The sequence below is a fragment of the Streptomyces sp. NBC_01235 genome (genome assembly GCF_035989285.1).
Taxonomy (GTDB): domain Bacteria; phylum Actinomycetota; class Actinomycetes; order Streptomycetales; family Streptomycetaceae; genus Streptomyces.
The window spans coordinates 103,246-116,505 of record NZ_CP108513.1 but is presented as its reverse complement, the minus strand read 5'-3'; the positions used below and the strand labels follow the sequence as shown (position 1 = coordinate 116,505).

Below are 13,260 nucleotides of genomic sequence, written 5' to 3'. Positions count from 1 at the left end.
ACCGGTACTGCGCGTCGGGCGTAGGATTCACCGCACCGGATCACCAGCTCCCACGGCAGCCCGCAGCGGATGACCACAATTGATCGCTCCGCAGAGTAACCGCAGAGCAGCATCGGCGGCCTTCGCCAACAAGCGTGCTGATTTGCCAACTGTGCTGCGTTGTCACATCAACCCCTCCCGCAGCGGTGGGGCGCCCGGGCGCGGAATCTGTCCACAGGGGAACGGGTGTCTGCTGGAGAAATGATCGACAGCGACGACACGCAGCCGCCGGCCCCGCGCCGCAACAGAGTCCTGGACGCCCTCAAGCGGGCGGAGCGCAAGATGTTCACCCGGCCTGCGCCGAAATCCGCGAAGGCCCAGGTGGAATTCCTCTACACGCGCGCCAAGAAGTCGACGAAGGCCCTGGCCGAGCAACTGGGCGTCTCGCCTCGCACCGTGCAGCGCTACCGCGCCGGACAGCAGACGAAGCCTCAGAAGAAGCTGCGGGCGGCCCTGGTGGAGGAGACCGAATCTCAGTGGCAACCGCAGGTCAGGGCGCAGGCGCGGGAGCATGAGGCGACGACCTCCGGTATGCAGGTGGAGGTCTACGCCTACTTCGGATCCTCCAGCTTCAGGAGGCCGGTGCGACGGAGGAAGACCTGCATCCGATCGTCGCGGAGACCATTACCGAGTCGTATTTCAACCGCGCGATGAAGGGCGGGCCGGCCACCGGTCCGTCCCCGGTGGACCGGGGCAAGGCCGGCAGCAAGCACCATCTGATCGTCGAGGCGCACGGCATCCCGCTCGCGGCAATCACCACCGGCGGCAACCGCAACGACGTCACCCAACTGATCCCGCTGGTCCAGGCCGTCCCGCCGATCCGCGGCAAGCGCGGCCGGCCACTGCGCCGCCCCAGGTATCTGTACGCCGACCGCGGCTATGACCACGAGGTCTACCGGGACAAGGTCCGCCGGTTCCAGATCACCCCGCACCCCGCACCTCGCCCGGCGCGGCACCGGGCACGGCTCCGGCCTAGGCGTGTACCGCTGGGTCATGGGAGGAGCGATCGCGCTGCTGCACTGGTTCCGCCGCCTGTGCACCCGCTGGGAGATCCGCGACGACATCCACCACGCGTTCGTCACCCTCGGCTGCGCCGTCATCTGCTTGCGACGACTGCGCACCGCACTTTGTCGAGAATAAGGGCAGGCCATGCGCCCCAGGGGATGGCTGGCCTGCTCGATGCGTCAGAACGCATGCGTAGCAGTCGGGCCTGCGCAGCCTCACATCCGGGATCTCAGCACGTCGACCTCACAGCCCGGCGCGAACGGGTCGAAGCCGTGCTCGATCAGCCAGCGAACCGCCAGCAGGCTTCGCAACGACCACCACGCGCGGATCACGTCGGGGTCGACGTCGGTGCCATAGCCGGCGACGACGTCGTCGAGGTGCTCCTCGTGTCCGAGCGTGAAGGTGGCGAGGTCGTACAGGGCATCACCCTGGCCCGCCTCGGACCAGTCGATGATGCCTGTGACCTCGTCGCCGTCGACGAAGACGTGCGCGATCTGCAGGTCGCCGTGCGTGAACGCCGGAGTCCACGGTCGGAGCGCGGCCTCGGCGACCTGGCGGTTGCGGGTGACCAGGTCAGCGGGCAGGACGCCGTTCGTCACGAGCAACTCGCACTCGTCGTCGAGTTCCGCCGCCAGCGCGACGATGCTCCGGCCGGGTCGGGGCGGCAGGGGCGCTTCGTGCAGCTTCCGGATGGCGGCGCCCGCGGCGGCCCACGCCGCCGGCGACCCGGTCGACGGCCCGCCGAGGCGCCCAACCGTCGTACCCGGGAGTGCGGCGATCGCGAGCACGTGCGGCTTGTGCCACAGGACCTCCGGGGTCGGGACCGGCGCGCGGGACATCGCCTCGACCTCGACGTCGATGCGCGCCTGATCGGCGTCCACCTTCAGGAACACGTCGCCGACGCGCAGAGTCGCGCGCTCGGAATGGGCGACGACGACTTTGACCTCATCCATGGGCGACCAGTATCCCGGGGATGATCGCCGACGTCGCCGGGTTTATCACGTGCGATTACGCGGCTGACCGCGTCCCGCTACCCGGCGGCCTCGTGCGCGACACCGACCTCTGACCAGGTCAAGCCCACCACTTTTGTCAGGAGTCCTAATACTCCAGCAGCGTTTCGCTATTCCCGCTGGTCGTGTGTCACGAACGCTGAGGGGGCGTCGATGTAGGAGCTTCTGGAAGCGGTGCTGTGCAGGAGATGGAGGTAGGTCCTCCGGGGTCGCCCTGCAGGGGGAGGCTCCAAACCACCGCAGGCTGCGTCGGTTAAGTGCCGTTCGTGGTGAGCGCTGCGGGAAAAGGCGCGACGTGATCGCGTCAGGTGTGGGTCAGGAAGGCGAGCGGGAGCGAACCGCTGATGACGTGTCGTAACAAATTCCAGTGGCGTCGAAACCAGGGCGAGACCAGGGCTCTGGGACAAGTCCGGGGGAGCCTGCTGACTGCCCGGATGGCGTCCGGCATGTAGGCGGCGCGAGCCTGACCTGGGCTCTTGCACGGAATGTGAGAACCTGTCGCCCCGATACTGCTGGCGGTCCGTGGGGCCGGCGGCGAGAGGGAGATCCCCAAGCGGCCAACACCGCAAGGGGCCGAGTACCGATGCGGGGCACGGGGGCAGACCGTCTCGTAGTAGTGACGAAGCCCGGTAATGCGGGTGGAGCGAAGGGGACGGATCATCCAGGTCTGCTTGGCGGTCAACCGGAGCTCCCGGGAGGAGCCGGATGAGCGGGCCGAAGCCGTTCGAGATCTCGAAGCACGTGGTCTGGGAGGCGTATCTCAGAGTCAAGGCGAACCGGGGAGTGGCCGGGGTCGACGGTGAGTCGGTCGAGCAGTTCGAGGCTGACCTGCAAGGCAACCTCTACAAACAGTGGAATCGCCTGTCGTCGGGCAGCTACTTCCCACCGCCGGTACGGATGGTGGAGATCCCCAAACCCGGGGGATCGGGCAAGGTCAGGGTTCTCGGGGTGCCGACAGTCGCGGACAGAATCGCGCAGACGGCGGCAGCCATGGTCCTGGAACCGGAGGTGGAACCGGTGTTCCATCCCGATTCCTATGGATACCGGCCCCGCAGAAGCGCGCTGGACGCGGTCGCGGCGTGCCGGGAGCGGTGCTGGAGGCCCGACTGGACGGTCGATATCGACATCCAGGGGTTCTTCGACAACCTCGACCACGACCTGGTCCTCAAGGCGGTGGCCCACCACACCGACCAGCGGTGGATTCTGCTGTATGTGGAGCGCTGGCTGAAGGCTCCGCTGCGGCACAGGAGTGGCGAACTGGTCGCGCGGGATCGTGGGAGTCCCCAGGGCTCGGCGATCTCGCCCCTGTTGGCGAACCTGTTCATGCACTACGCGTTCGACGCCTGGATGGATCGGGTCTTCCCGGGTGTCCGGTTCGAGCGCTACTGCGATGACACGGTGGTTCACTGCCGCACCGAGGCCGAGGCGCACCAGGTGTGCCGGGCGATCGGCCAGCGGCTGGCCGAGTGCGGGGGCTTGCGGCTGCATCCCGACAAGACCCGCATCGTGTACTGCAAGGACGGTAAGAGGCGTGGTTCGTACGAGCACGTCTCGTTCACCTTCCTCGGGTACACGTTCCGTTCGCGGAAGGTCCGGTCGAGGACGGGGAGTTACTTCTTCGGCTTCAACCCGGCGATCAGCGACGAGGCGGCCAAGCGCATCCGGGCACAGATCCGCCGATGGCGGCTGCACCTGCGCAGTGGATCGTCCCTGGCAGACCTTGCACGGGAGATCAATCCCATCGTCCGGGGATGGATCAACTATTACGGCCGGTTCTACCCGTCCGCGTTGGTCCCGAGCCTGATGGGCATCGATCAGTATCTGATGCGATGGGCCACGCAGAAGTACAAGCGGCTCCGGCGTCGCCGGAGCCGGGCGTGGCATGGCTTGGAGAGGACCGCCAAGCTCTACCCGGGGCTCTTCGCCCACTGGAAACTGCTCAGGCCTCGAACGACCGGGTGATGGGAGCCGTGTGAATCGAGAGGTTCACGCACGGTTCTGAGAGAGCCGGGAGGTGAGATCCCTCCCGGCTACTCGCTAGGCATGAGACCGCAGTTGTCGCGGGAGCCTCGGTCTGTTGCTGACCGAGATGTCGTGGGGGTGGCGGGTGCCATCGATGCGGGCGGTTCTGGAAGCGCGGCAGAAGGCCGCGGCCGTGCGGGTGGAGGAACTCGAAGCCGAACTGGAGCGGGTGCGGGCGGCTCTGGCAGAGGCGGAAGAGATGCTCAGGCGCCGGATGATCGGCCTGGAGCAGTATCTAGATGTATGAGGGCTCGACGTTGGTGACGCTCTCGCGGAGGCGTGCTGCTGGCGGCTTTCCGGCGGCAGCACTATGCGGCCGGTGGTAGTTGTAGTGGATGTTCCACACTGTGATCGCGGCTGACCGGGCGTCCTCGCTGGTGAACTCGCGGGCGTATAGGACTTCCTCGGCCATGATGCGCTGGTAGCGCTCCACCTTCAAGTTCGTCGGTGATCCGTTGCGCGGACCACTTGTGCTCGCGGCGCCAGGGCTCGATCTGCTCGATGACCCATGCTGGAGTCGCGTTCGGACTCCGGTGCGGACTCGACGGCCGGTCTTGCAATCCCGCATCACCGGGTGGCCGCCGGCGATTTACCCACTTGCTGGCGCATGCGCGAGAGATGCCCATCTCAGCGGCGACGTGGGCGATGGGACGTGTCTGGCACCGCTTCACGAGCCGCCTACGGCCCTCGACGCTCAGGGGCGCATTCGCGTGGGGCACTCGTCGTCCTCTCGAAGTCAGACGACGGCAGGCGCGACACCTATCGTGCGCGCCTGCCGCATTGCGGCCTTTCAGTCCTGCGGTGCGACGCGGATACGGTTCCCGTCAGGATCGGCTGCGAGGAAGGTCGGCCCGAACCCCGCATCATGAGGCTCGCGCAGGATCGTGACCCCCTTGGAATTCCACTGCTCAAAGGTCGCGTTGAGCTCGTCGGGTCCACCGTCGATGGCCAGGCACACCTCACTGGTGCGCGGGACGTCCGGTGACAGATCCTCGAACTGGCCAGACCACAGACCGAGGTCAGCGCCTGGCCCGAGGTCGAAGGTGATGTATCCCGAAGTCTCGAACGAGGGGTTCATGCCGAGGAGGTCGCCGTAGAAACGAGCTGCGGCGGGAGCGTCGTTCACGTAGACGATGGACACGACGGATGTGGTCATGGTTGTTCCTTCTCACAGGTGGTAGGTACGCATCCACCAGCCTGACCGGGATATGCGCCGCATCGTGTCGCAATTCCTGAAAAAATTGGTGTGTGACCCCAGACCGCTTCTTCACCCTGATGCTGCTCCTCAAATCGAGGGATGCCGTGACCACACAGGAACTCGCCTCAGCGCTCGGAGTGTCCCTCCGAACCATCACCCGAGACCTGAACTGGCTCCGCGACGCCGGTCTGCCGGTGACCGCACACCGGGGCCGCCTCGGAGGCGTGACCATGCTGCCCGGATCCGGACTCGACCTCACGCGACTCACACCGGGCGAGCGTGATCATCTGTCGCTCACTGGGCTGGATGAGAAGCAACGTGCGGAGCTCAACGCATCGGTCGAAAGCCAGCGCGCGCTCTCCAAGATCGCCGCTACACAGCCACGTCGAGTTCATGAGCTCCTGCCGCTCACCGACGTAGTGCACGTGGACAGCCGTCCCTGGCGTCAGGCACGAACTTCCGGCACGACTCCGGCTTCGCTGATCGGCGCAGTGCGGCGAGGTCGCCGGCTACGGATCGAGTACGACAGCCCACGCGAGTCATGCCCACGCGACCTGGTCGTGGATCCCTACGGGCTGTTCGCCAAGGCCGGCATCTGGTACCTCGTCGCCGATTGTGCCCGAGTGCCACGGATGTACCGACTCGAACGGATCACGACGTGGAAAGAAGTCGACCAGCCACGACGGATCCGCGAGAGCCAGACCCTGGCCACCGTCGCTGCAGCGCTCATTGCTCAGTGGGAACACAACCACGCGATAGAGGTCAGCGCCACCATCGACCAGACCCAGATCGAGCGAGCGCAACGGATCTTTGGCCTACGACTCGTCTGGGACGACCATGAAGAATCCGCCACCGGCCGCAAGCTAACAATCCGCTTCCTGCATCTGGAGGACGTGCGAGCACTACTGCCGTTCGGGAGCGCCATCACTGTGCACGGCCCCACCGAAGCCAGGGCTCACCTTCGCGACCTCGCCACCAATCTTGCCCACCACTATGCGCCGTCACCAACGTCCTGACCCGCAACATCTAGAGGCGCTGGCCGAGGAAGATGCGCCTGCGGTGGTGGCCGACAGGGTGTCGCAGAGGAAACCGGTGGGGCCGCGCCGGGCGGTGCCTCACTGCCAGGACGCGGCCGGAACCGGGGTGTTGTCGGTGGACTACCAGGCGTTGATGGCCGCCGCCCTGGAGGTGGGAGCCGATGGGCTCGGTGCCCGGCGGGCAGCGGTGGTGCTGGGCTGGGACAGCGCGTCCGCCTTGCGCGTCGAGGGAGCGCGGGCCCGGCTGAAACGGCTGGTGGAGCGGGGATGGCTGGTCGAGGAGAAGCCGGGCAGGTTCATGCTGCCCGCGCCGGAGCAGGACGCTGCCGGTGCTGGGCGGCCAGGCGGCGGCTCATGAGCATGGTCATCGACCACAGGATGACGGTCTCGCTGGTGTCGGTGCGTCGTTCGTGGTCCCGGACCAGGCGTCGGCTGCGCAGGAACCAGGCGAAGGATCTTTCCACGACCCAGCGGCGGGGCGGGACCTGAAAACCCTGGGCGCCGTCGCTGCGGCGGACGATGTCGAGGACCAGTCCGAGGTGCTGGGTGGTCCAGTCGGTGAGGTGGCCGGTGTAACCGCCGTCGGCCCAGATCCGCACCAGCCGCCGGAAGTGACTCTTTGCTGTGGGCAGCAGGACGCGGGCGGCGTCCCGGTCGGTCGTGGACGCCGGCGTGACCAGCACGGCCAGAAGGAGTCCGAGGGTGTCGGTGAGCAGGTGGCGCTTGCGCCCGTTGATCTTCTTGCCCGCGTCGTAACCCCGCGAGGCGTGGGTGACGGTGGCGTCCGCCTTCACGGACTGTGAGTCCACGACCGCAGCGGTGGGCTCCGGGCTTCGGCCCTCAGTTCCGCGGACGGCCTCGCGCAGCCGGTCGTGCAGCTCGGCCACCAGGCCCGTGTCGCGCCAGCGGGCGAAGAAGGCATACACCCGTGGCCAGGGCGGGAAGTCGGCGGGCATCGCCCTCCACTTGATGCCGTTGTCGACGAGGTAACGCACCGCGCCGATCATCTGCCGATGGCAGTAGCCCTCCGGCCTGCCGCCCCGGCCCGCCAGCCATCCGGGAACCGGCAGCAGATCCTGCACCAGGGCCCACTCCACATCGCTCATGTCCGAGTCGTACCGGGGCCGGCGCTCCGGCCGGTCGGCCGCGTTCCCGAACCGATGGGCGAGGCAGTCACACCCAGGAGTGGACGAACTGGACTCGGCGACCACGACCACGCGACAATTCGACACCAGGGCCTCTTGCTTCTCGCTGGATTCGACAACCGCGAGCTACCAAGAGGCCCTTCTTCCATGCACCTGCACCCGCCGACTCACCCGAACCAGGCCCCTGTTCGAACCCCTCCGACCACACGGACGGATAGAGAACGGCCAGTCAGCCCATGACTGTTGGCAGTTGAGGCGAAGTTACGCGGGACCTACGGGTCTGGGCGCATCAGTGCGAAGTACGCCGCCGCTTGGCGCAGTTACCGATCACCGCAGTCAGCTCTCACGCGCGTGTATCGGGTCATGGGTCCGTGCACGCCAGTTGAGGACTGCCAATGGTCAGGAACCAGCGGAAGAAGAGCAGGGACAAGAAGCGCGCCGCGACGACCGGCGCGTCCCGGGCGTCCGCCGCCACGGGGAAGGTGCACCTCTACGAGCCGGTGCCGGACATGACTGCGCTCGGGCAACTGCCGTACGCGCCCGGGCGGGACCTCGACACCGGCCTCGCCGAGCGACTGGTCGCCGCCTGCCGTGCGGCCTGCAAGCCGTGCCAGACGTCGCTGTCGGAGAAGATCCGCACCGAACACCGGCCGACCCTCGCAGCGCTCGCCGGCGCCGTCTATGGCGAACTCGCGGGCCACACCCCCGCTGCCTCCGCCTCGCCCACCACCAGGTCGTGGGCGTCGCTGGCCCGGGCGGCGAACACCGGGCAGGGCGACGGCAGCGCAGCCCTGGCCGCCGTCGAGACCATGGACGACGCGGCCGCCTCCGACCTCCTGGACGACGCGCTCGGCCGCTGGGCGATGGGCACCCCGCTCCCCGCGGACCTCGTGAACAACCTGCACACCGGAGTACCGCGCCCCTCGGCGGCCGGGACGACGCACTCCCACCCCGAGCCCGACACCGGACTGATGGAGGGGATGCTCCCGTACGTGCCGGGCTGGGAGATCAACGACGACCTCGCGGCCAAGGCGGTCAGCGCATGCTGGGCCGGATGCGAGTCGTGCCAGGAGGCGCTCACCCCCAAGGCGGTCGCGCACCGGGCCACCCTCGCCGGACTCGCCGGTGCGGTCTTCCTTACGCGCTCGCACGAGACCGTGCAGCGCTCGCCGTTTGCCGGTCCCGCCGCCCGGGCGTGGATCGAGCGAGCGCACGGCGCGGCCTTCACCAGCCGCGCCGAGGCCGCGCTGCGCGCCGTCGTACTGGTGAGCTCGCATATTCAACTGTCGCCAATTCCTCGTAAAGTCCAGCCTGCTGGTGACCGTGTGTGGTCGCCGACTGCGTGTCGGCTCCAAGTCCCTCCGGCCTTGGTTGAGAGTCAGGTCGTGGTGACGTGGTGGCAGCCGAGGGGCGACGACGGGGGTGGGCTGCTGACCGCTGCGGCGCAGTCCGGTGTCAATCAGCGGTGAACGGCACGGTGGCCGGCCTCGACGCCGTGGCAACACCGGCAGGCCGCCCCCGAGCCGACCTCACACCTTCCGGCTGTTCAAGCGGTCCCTCGGCCGGGCCGTCTCCAAGATCCGGGACCCGCACACCGCCGCAGCTCAGCGCGTTGAGCAGACTGCGCAATCCGGGTGGGCATCCAGTCCGCACACATACGTCGCCATGCACAGCGTCATGCGCTTTGACCGGAGTTGGAGGGCCTGATCGAGGTCTGGACGTTGATTGCCGTGACTGGTGGACTGTTGTCCTGCCTTTCATCGGGGAGAGGTAAGAGGCAAGCCGTTCAAAGACTTGTGAAACGGCGAGGAGGGACATGCTGAGCGAGACGGTGTTCCGGAGCGATGATCTGCCGGCGGCGGACCGGTTCGACTGCTGGCGCGAGCTGGTCAGCCGGACCCATGCTCCGCTGGAGTTGCGCAGTGACCATCGGGCCGATTTTCGGGCTTCTCAACGTGTGCTCGACCTCGGTGCTGTATCGGTGTGGCCCACCACGTTCCAGCCGGTGTGCTTTCGGCGATCGTCAAAGCTGATCCGGCAGTCCGATCCCGAGGGGCTGCACGTTTCTCTGCCGTTGAGCGGGGCGCTGCGCACAGTTCGGGGTGAGGAGGAGGCCGAGTACGGTCCGGACAGCCTGTGCGTCGTCGATACGTCGCGCACGGTCGACGTCCATGGGGGCGATGGCTCTCTTCCGCATACGGGAGTTGGGCTGGAGGTCCCGAAGGCTTTATTACTTCTGCCGCGGAACCGGTTGAACCACGTGACTGATCTGCGGTTGTCGGTGCAGGAGGGATTCGGCGCCTTGTTGAGACAGTTGCTCACTCAGCTGGCGCGAGGCACCGATTCGTACCGGCCCGCCGATGGGCCGCGGCTCGGGTCCGTGGTGGTTGACCTGCTGTCAGCGCTTTTCGCCCAAGCCCTCGAGGCGGAAAACTCGCTTCCACCGGAAACTCACCAGCAGACTCTCGTCTTATGCATCCGTGCGTTCGTGCGGGATCACCTTCACGACCCGAACCTGACTCCCGGCGCCATCGCTGCGGCGCATCACATATCACGCAGCTACCTGTATCGACTCTTCGAGCACGAAGAGGAGTCGATCGCTGCCTGGATCCGTGGACAGCGCTTGGAAGGCGCCCGCCGCGACCTCGCGGACCCGGTGCAGCGCACCATCCCAATCCATGCCATCGCCGCGCGCTGGGGCTTTCCGCGGGCGGCTGATTTCACCCGCGCCTTCCGTAACACCTATGGCATCCCGCCCAAGGGCTACCGCCACGAAGCCCAGCGCTTCACCGAGTAGACGCGTCGACAAGCAGCTGGATCGTTGGCGACGGACGCGAGGAAATGCCCGTACCTCGATCCAGTGAACGGCGGCGAAGGTTACGGGCCTGAACTGCGCGATGGCGTGCTGTTCGGCGGCCTCGCGGTGCTTTCCAGACTGGGACAGGGCGGCGATCCACTCGTGCGGGTCGGCCTCGACGGGCACCACAGCAGTCGACGGCTCGTAGACCTGTGATACGGCGCGCTGTGACCTTGGCGGCGGTGCCGGGAGGTCTGGGCGGGGATCGCCGCGGTGGCCTGCTGGGCGGGCACAGTAACAGTGCTGGCGGTCACGAGCGGCGGGCCGAGGACTCGGGCGCTCTGGGGCGGGACGGCGTGGCTCAGGGCGTCGAGGTGCACCTGCTCAACGGCCGGGCACTGTCGCTGCTTCCCCGACGAGCCGCAGAGCCGACCGAGCGTGCCCCTGCTGGCCATGGACGGAACGCGAAGAGGTGTGGACTGACCGCTAAGGCGGCTTCCGGTAGGCACACATATCGTCGAACTGATAAGTGAGCCCAGACGAGGCGCAGCCTGATGCGCAAAAGGGGGTTGACGTGGCGTACGGACCGCAGGTGTGGAGGCGCACGCTTGCTTCGGCAGTCATCGGAGTCAGCGTGCTGGCAGGCGGTGTAGTGCTTGCACCCAGTGCGCACGCTGCCGCTGCAAGCTGCACGGGCGCGGTGGATGGCCCCCGCTCGTGGGTGGACCGCTGCACTGTGACCAGCGGTCGGTCCGGCGCATGGACCAAGTGCGCTGACGGCACGCAGATTTTCGGGCCGCTGCAGCCCAAAGGCAGGTACCTATTCGGCGGCGAATGCGATGGCCACGGCAATTTTGTGAGCCACGGCACGTACGACCAAAATGGGCGAATCTACCCACACAGGAAAGGGGACTGACGAGCGGTAGCCCCCGCAAGGTGAGCCTCTCGCGCGTTCTGGATGAGGCTATCCCGCGCAGCGTTCGAACGGTAACGAGGGGGTGCACAGGCGACCTCGAGTAATGGGGAATCGCGCATTCCTCGGCTTCTGACGGCTCGTGGTCACCTTGAGTGGTCACCAGCGGCATAGTGACGCCAGGTTCCACATCCTCAGGCATGCCATGAACATGATTTCTGTGGGACACCTACTACGTGAGGGAGACTCATGAAGTTTCACACGCGTACCGAAATACCGGTGACTGCCGCCGCGCTCCTGCTGGGGCTGGCAGCAGCACCGTCCGCCCAAGCCGGCACGGGCGGGGGAAGGGGCGGTGTCGGTGTCTGCTCAGCCCAGTGTGGCGGGGTCCGGGTGGGACTACGTCGGAACGTCACAGTTCCGTGACCCGGAGGTTGACGAGTACACCGACTATGTGGCGGGGCCGAGGAAGTCGGCAGGAGGGAATTTCCTCACCTGCATCACCACCTCTGCCACCGAGGAGTCCAATTACTCCCTCTACGAGAAGGACCCAGGGAACGACGACTACGTTGCCACCTACTGGGGCGGGGCTGGCTGCCTGGAGTGGAAGAACATCAGCCGGTTCGTTGACGGCAAGAATAACCGCGCGGAGTTCTACGTGGTCACCGGAGGCGAATCCGCTGTAAGGGTCAAATTCTACGACTGGCCCCGTGCGTCACACCGGTTAAACAAGATACCGCGTTTAGAGTATCTGTACCCCAGCGCCTGTTGGGGGATCAACTGGCGACCTCGCGTAATCGAGAGTCGCGTATTCCTTGGCCGGTGAGGGCTCGTGGTCACCATGAGTGGCCGTGGGGAGCGTAGCGACTCCAGGGTCCTCCGGCCTCTTCGGCGATCCGGGTGGTGTGGTCGTCGTTGTAGCCGAGCATCCTGGCGATCACCGGGGCCGGGGCCTGGAGGACAAGTTGGCGGATCGCCGCTGTGCGTCCTGGCCGGGTCGGGAAGCCGAGGTGGCGGAGCCGAGGTGCCAGAGCTTCCGGGGTCATGGGTTGTCCGGCCCGGCGGCCGGGGAAGAGCCATCGGCAGCCGGGAGGGGCGGGTGGGTGCCGGGGAGGGGGCGACGGGCAAGGCCGTGTGTCCGGGGCTGCTGATGGACCCGGTCGAGCGCACGGTGGGCGGCCCGGGCCCATTCACCATCGGCTACCTCGGCGCCATCCTGATCGCGCCGTCGAGTCGGATCGTCTCGCCGTTGAGCATCGGGTTCTCCACGATGTGTGCGGCGAGGGCGGCGTACTCCTCGGGGTGGCCGAGCCGGGTCGGATGCGGTATCTGTCGGCCGAGCGCCTCGATCGCGGACTCGGGCAGGACGTCGAACATGGGCGTGCGGAACAGGCCCGGGGCGATCGTGACGACGCGGATCCGTTCCTGCGCGAGGTCGCGGGCGAGCGGCAGGGTCATGCCTGCGATGCCCGCCTTGGAGGCCGCGTAGGCGGCCTGCCCGATCTGGCCGTCGAACGCGGCCGCCGAGGAGGTGTTGACGATCACTCCGCGTTCCTCGCCGTCCTCCTCGGACCGGGCCATCCGGGAGGCGACGAGCCGGACGACGTTGAAGGTGCCGATCAGGTTGACCTGGACGACCTTGCTGAAGGCGTCCAGGGGGAACGGACCGTTCTTGCCGACGGTCCTGAAGACATTGCCGATCCCGGCGCAGTTCACGGCTATGCGCAGGGTGCCGAGGCCCGAGGCGAGGTCGACTGCCGCGGTGATGTCCTCTTCGCTGGTCACATCGCCCTGGGAGAACACGACACGGTCGCCCAGCTGCGTCGCGATGTCCCTGCCCCGCGAAGAACGGCTAAGGAGCACCACGGTTGCGCCCCGGTCGCGCAACTCGCGCGCAGTCGCCAGGCCGAGGCCGGACGTTCCTCCTGTGACCAGCGCGACACTTCCTTCGATTCGCACCTTGTGCTCCTGTTCTGCGGTGTTCCGATGCGTCTGGAAGGGGGCAATTTTATCTTGCGCAGGTCGAGAGTAAGGGTCCCCCGGGTATGTCACGCTACGTTCCGCGCAGGGGGTGAGTCACTACTCTGCGTCTAT

At 67.0% G+C, this 13,260-nt stretch carries 13 protein-coding genes and 4 pseudogenes; 10 read left to right on the top strand and 7 right to left on the bottom strand.

Annotation, left to right across the window (positions count from 1 at the left end; translation table 11 throughout):
• The first annotated feature begins 240 nt into the window (after positions 1–240).
• Both tpg and OG289_RS00330 read left to right on the top strand, forming a co-directional pair.
• Positions 241–693: a telomere-protecting terminal protein Tpg gene (gene tpg / locus OG289_RS00335; protein WP_442818850.1), complete on the top strand. Its 453-nt coding sequence runs from the start codon at positions 241–243 to the stop codon at positions 691–693.
• Positions 585–1,179: pseudogene (locus OG289_RS00330) on the top strand (transposase); the annotation flags it as partial. The gene tpg and the pseudogene OG289_RS00330, both read left to right, overlap by 109 nt.
• A gap of 80 nt (positions 1,180–1,259) precedes the next feature.
• On the opposite strand, the gene OG289_RS00325 reads toward OG289_RS00330, so the two are convergent.
• Complete coding sequence (locus OG289_RS00325) at positions 1,260–1,997, bottom strand: phosphotransferase family protein (protein WP_327311980.1); 738 nt, start codon at positions 1,995–1,997, stop codon at positions 1,260–1,262.
• Positions 1,998–2,759: 762 nt separating this feature from the next.
• On the opposite strand from OG289_RS00325, the gene ltrA reads away from it, so the two are divergent.
• Positions 2,760–4,016 carry a group II intron reverse transcriptase/maturase gene (gene ltrA, locus OG289_RS00320; protein ID WP_327311979.1) on the top strand — a complete coding sequence of 419 codons (1,257 nt, stop codon included), beginning with the start codon at positions 2,760–2,762 and terminating at the stop codon, positions 4,014–4,016.
• 115 nt (positions 4,017–4,131) lie between these two features.
• Positions 4,132–4,323: a hypothetical protein gene (locus OG289_RS00315; protein WP_327321034.1), complete on the top strand. Its 192-nt coding sequence runs from the start codon at positions 4,132–4,134 to the stop codon at positions 4,321–4,323.
• Here OG289_RS00315 and OG289_RS49480 read toward each other — a convergent pair.
• The 3 genes and pseudogenes from OG289_RS49480 to OG289_RS00305 all read right to left on the bottom strand — a co-directional run.
• Positions 4,312–4,518: pseudogene (locus tag OG289_RS49480) on the bottom strand (integrase core domain-containing protein); the annotation flags it as partial. The gene OG289_RS00315 and the pseudogene OG289_RS49480 overlap by 12 nt on opposite strands.
• A pseudogene (locus OG289_RS49475) lies at positions 4,514–4,795 on the bottom strand (leucine zipper domain-containing protein); the annotation flags it as partial. The pseudogenes OG289_RS49475 and OG289_RS49480, both read right to left, overlap by 5 nt.
• 71 nt (positions 4,796–4,866) lie before the next feature.
• Positions 4,867–5,232 carry a VOC family protein gene (locus OG289_RS00305; RefSeq protein WP_327311978.1) on the bottom strand — a complete coding sequence of 122 codons (366 nt, stop codon included), beginning with the start codon at positions 5,230–5,232 and terminating at the stop codon, positions 4,867–4,869.
• A gap of 92 nt (positions 5,233–5,324) precedes the next feature.
• Here OG289_RS00305 and OG289_RS00300 point away from each other — a divergent pair, with 92 nt between their 5' ends.
• Positions 5,325–6,290 (top strand): helix-turn-helix transcriptional regulator, encoded by a 966-nt coding sequence (locus OG289_RS00300; RefSeq protein WP_327311977.1) that lies wholly within the window; start codon positions 5,325–5,327, stop codon positions 6,288–6,290.
• 4 nt (positions 6,291–6,294) lie between these two features.
• Positions 6,295–6,669, top strand: a pseudogene (locus tag OG289_RS00295) (hypothetical protein); the annotation flags it as partial.
• On the opposite strand, the gene OG289_RS00290 reads toward OG289_RS00295, so the two are convergent.
• Complete coding sequence (locus tag OG289_RS00290; RefSeq protein WP_327311976.1) at positions 6,608–7,417, bottom strand: IS5 family transposase; 810 nt, start codon at positions 7,415–7,417, stop codon at positions 6,608–6,610. The pseudogene OG289_RS00295 and the gene OG289_RS00290 sit on opposite strands and share 62 nt — an antisense overlap.
• Positions 7,418–7,851: 434 nt before the next feature.
• On the opposite strand from OG289_RS00290, the gene OG289_RS00285 reads away from it, so the two are divergent.
• The 4 genes from OG289_RS00285 (at position 7,852) to OG289_RS00270 (ending at position 11,992) form a co-directional block, all read left to right on the top strand.
• Positions 7,852–8,925, top strand: a complete 1,074-nt coding sequence (locus tag OG289_RS00285; RefSeq protein WP_327311975.1) for a hypothetical protein — start codon at positions 7,852–7,854, stop codon at positions 8,923–8,925.
• A 347-nt stretch (positions 8,926–9,272) separates the two neighbouring features.
• Positions 9,273–10,253 (top strand): helix-turn-helix domain-containing protein, encoded by a 981-nt coding sequence (locus OG289_RS00280; RefSeq protein WP_327311974.1) that lies wholly within the window; start codon positions 9,273–9,275, stop codon positions 10,251–10,253.
• A 63-nt stretch (positions 10,254–10,316) separates the two neighbouring features.
• Positions 10,317–10,469, top strand: coding sequence for a hypothetical protein (locus OG289_RS00275; RefSeq protein ID WP_327311973.1), 153 nt, complete (start codon positions 10,317–10,319; stop codon positions 10,467–10,469).
• Between the two features lie 1,058 nt (positions 10,470–11,527).
• Positions 11,528–11,992: a hypothetical protein gene (locus OG289_RS00270; protein ID WP_327311972.1), complete on the top strand. Its 465-nt coding sequence runs from the start codon at positions 11,528–11,530 to the stop codon at positions 11,990–11,992.
• 10 nt (positions 11,993–12,002) lie between these two features.
• On the opposite strand, the gene OG289_RS00265 is transcribed toward OG289_RS00270, so the two are convergent.
• Together OG289_RS00265 and OG289_RS00260 are read right to left on the bottom strand one after the other, a co-directional pair.
• Positions 12,003–12,212 carry a hypothetical protein gene (locus tag OG289_RS00265; protein WP_327311971.1) on the bottom strand — a complete coding sequence of 70 codons (210 nt, stop codon included), beginning with the start codon at positions 12,210–12,212 and terminating at the stop codon, positions 12,003–12,005.
• A gap of 154 nt (positions 12,213–12,366) precedes the next feature.
• The gene (locus OG289_RS00260; RefSeq protein WP_327311970.1) at positions 12,367–13,125 is read right to left on the bottom strand and encodes a 3-hydroxyacyl-CoA dehydrogenase; all 759 of its coding nucleotides are present in this window, start codon (positions 13,123–13,125) and stop codon (positions 12,367–12,369) included.
• Between the last annotated feature and the right edge of the window lie 135 nt (positions 13,126–13,260).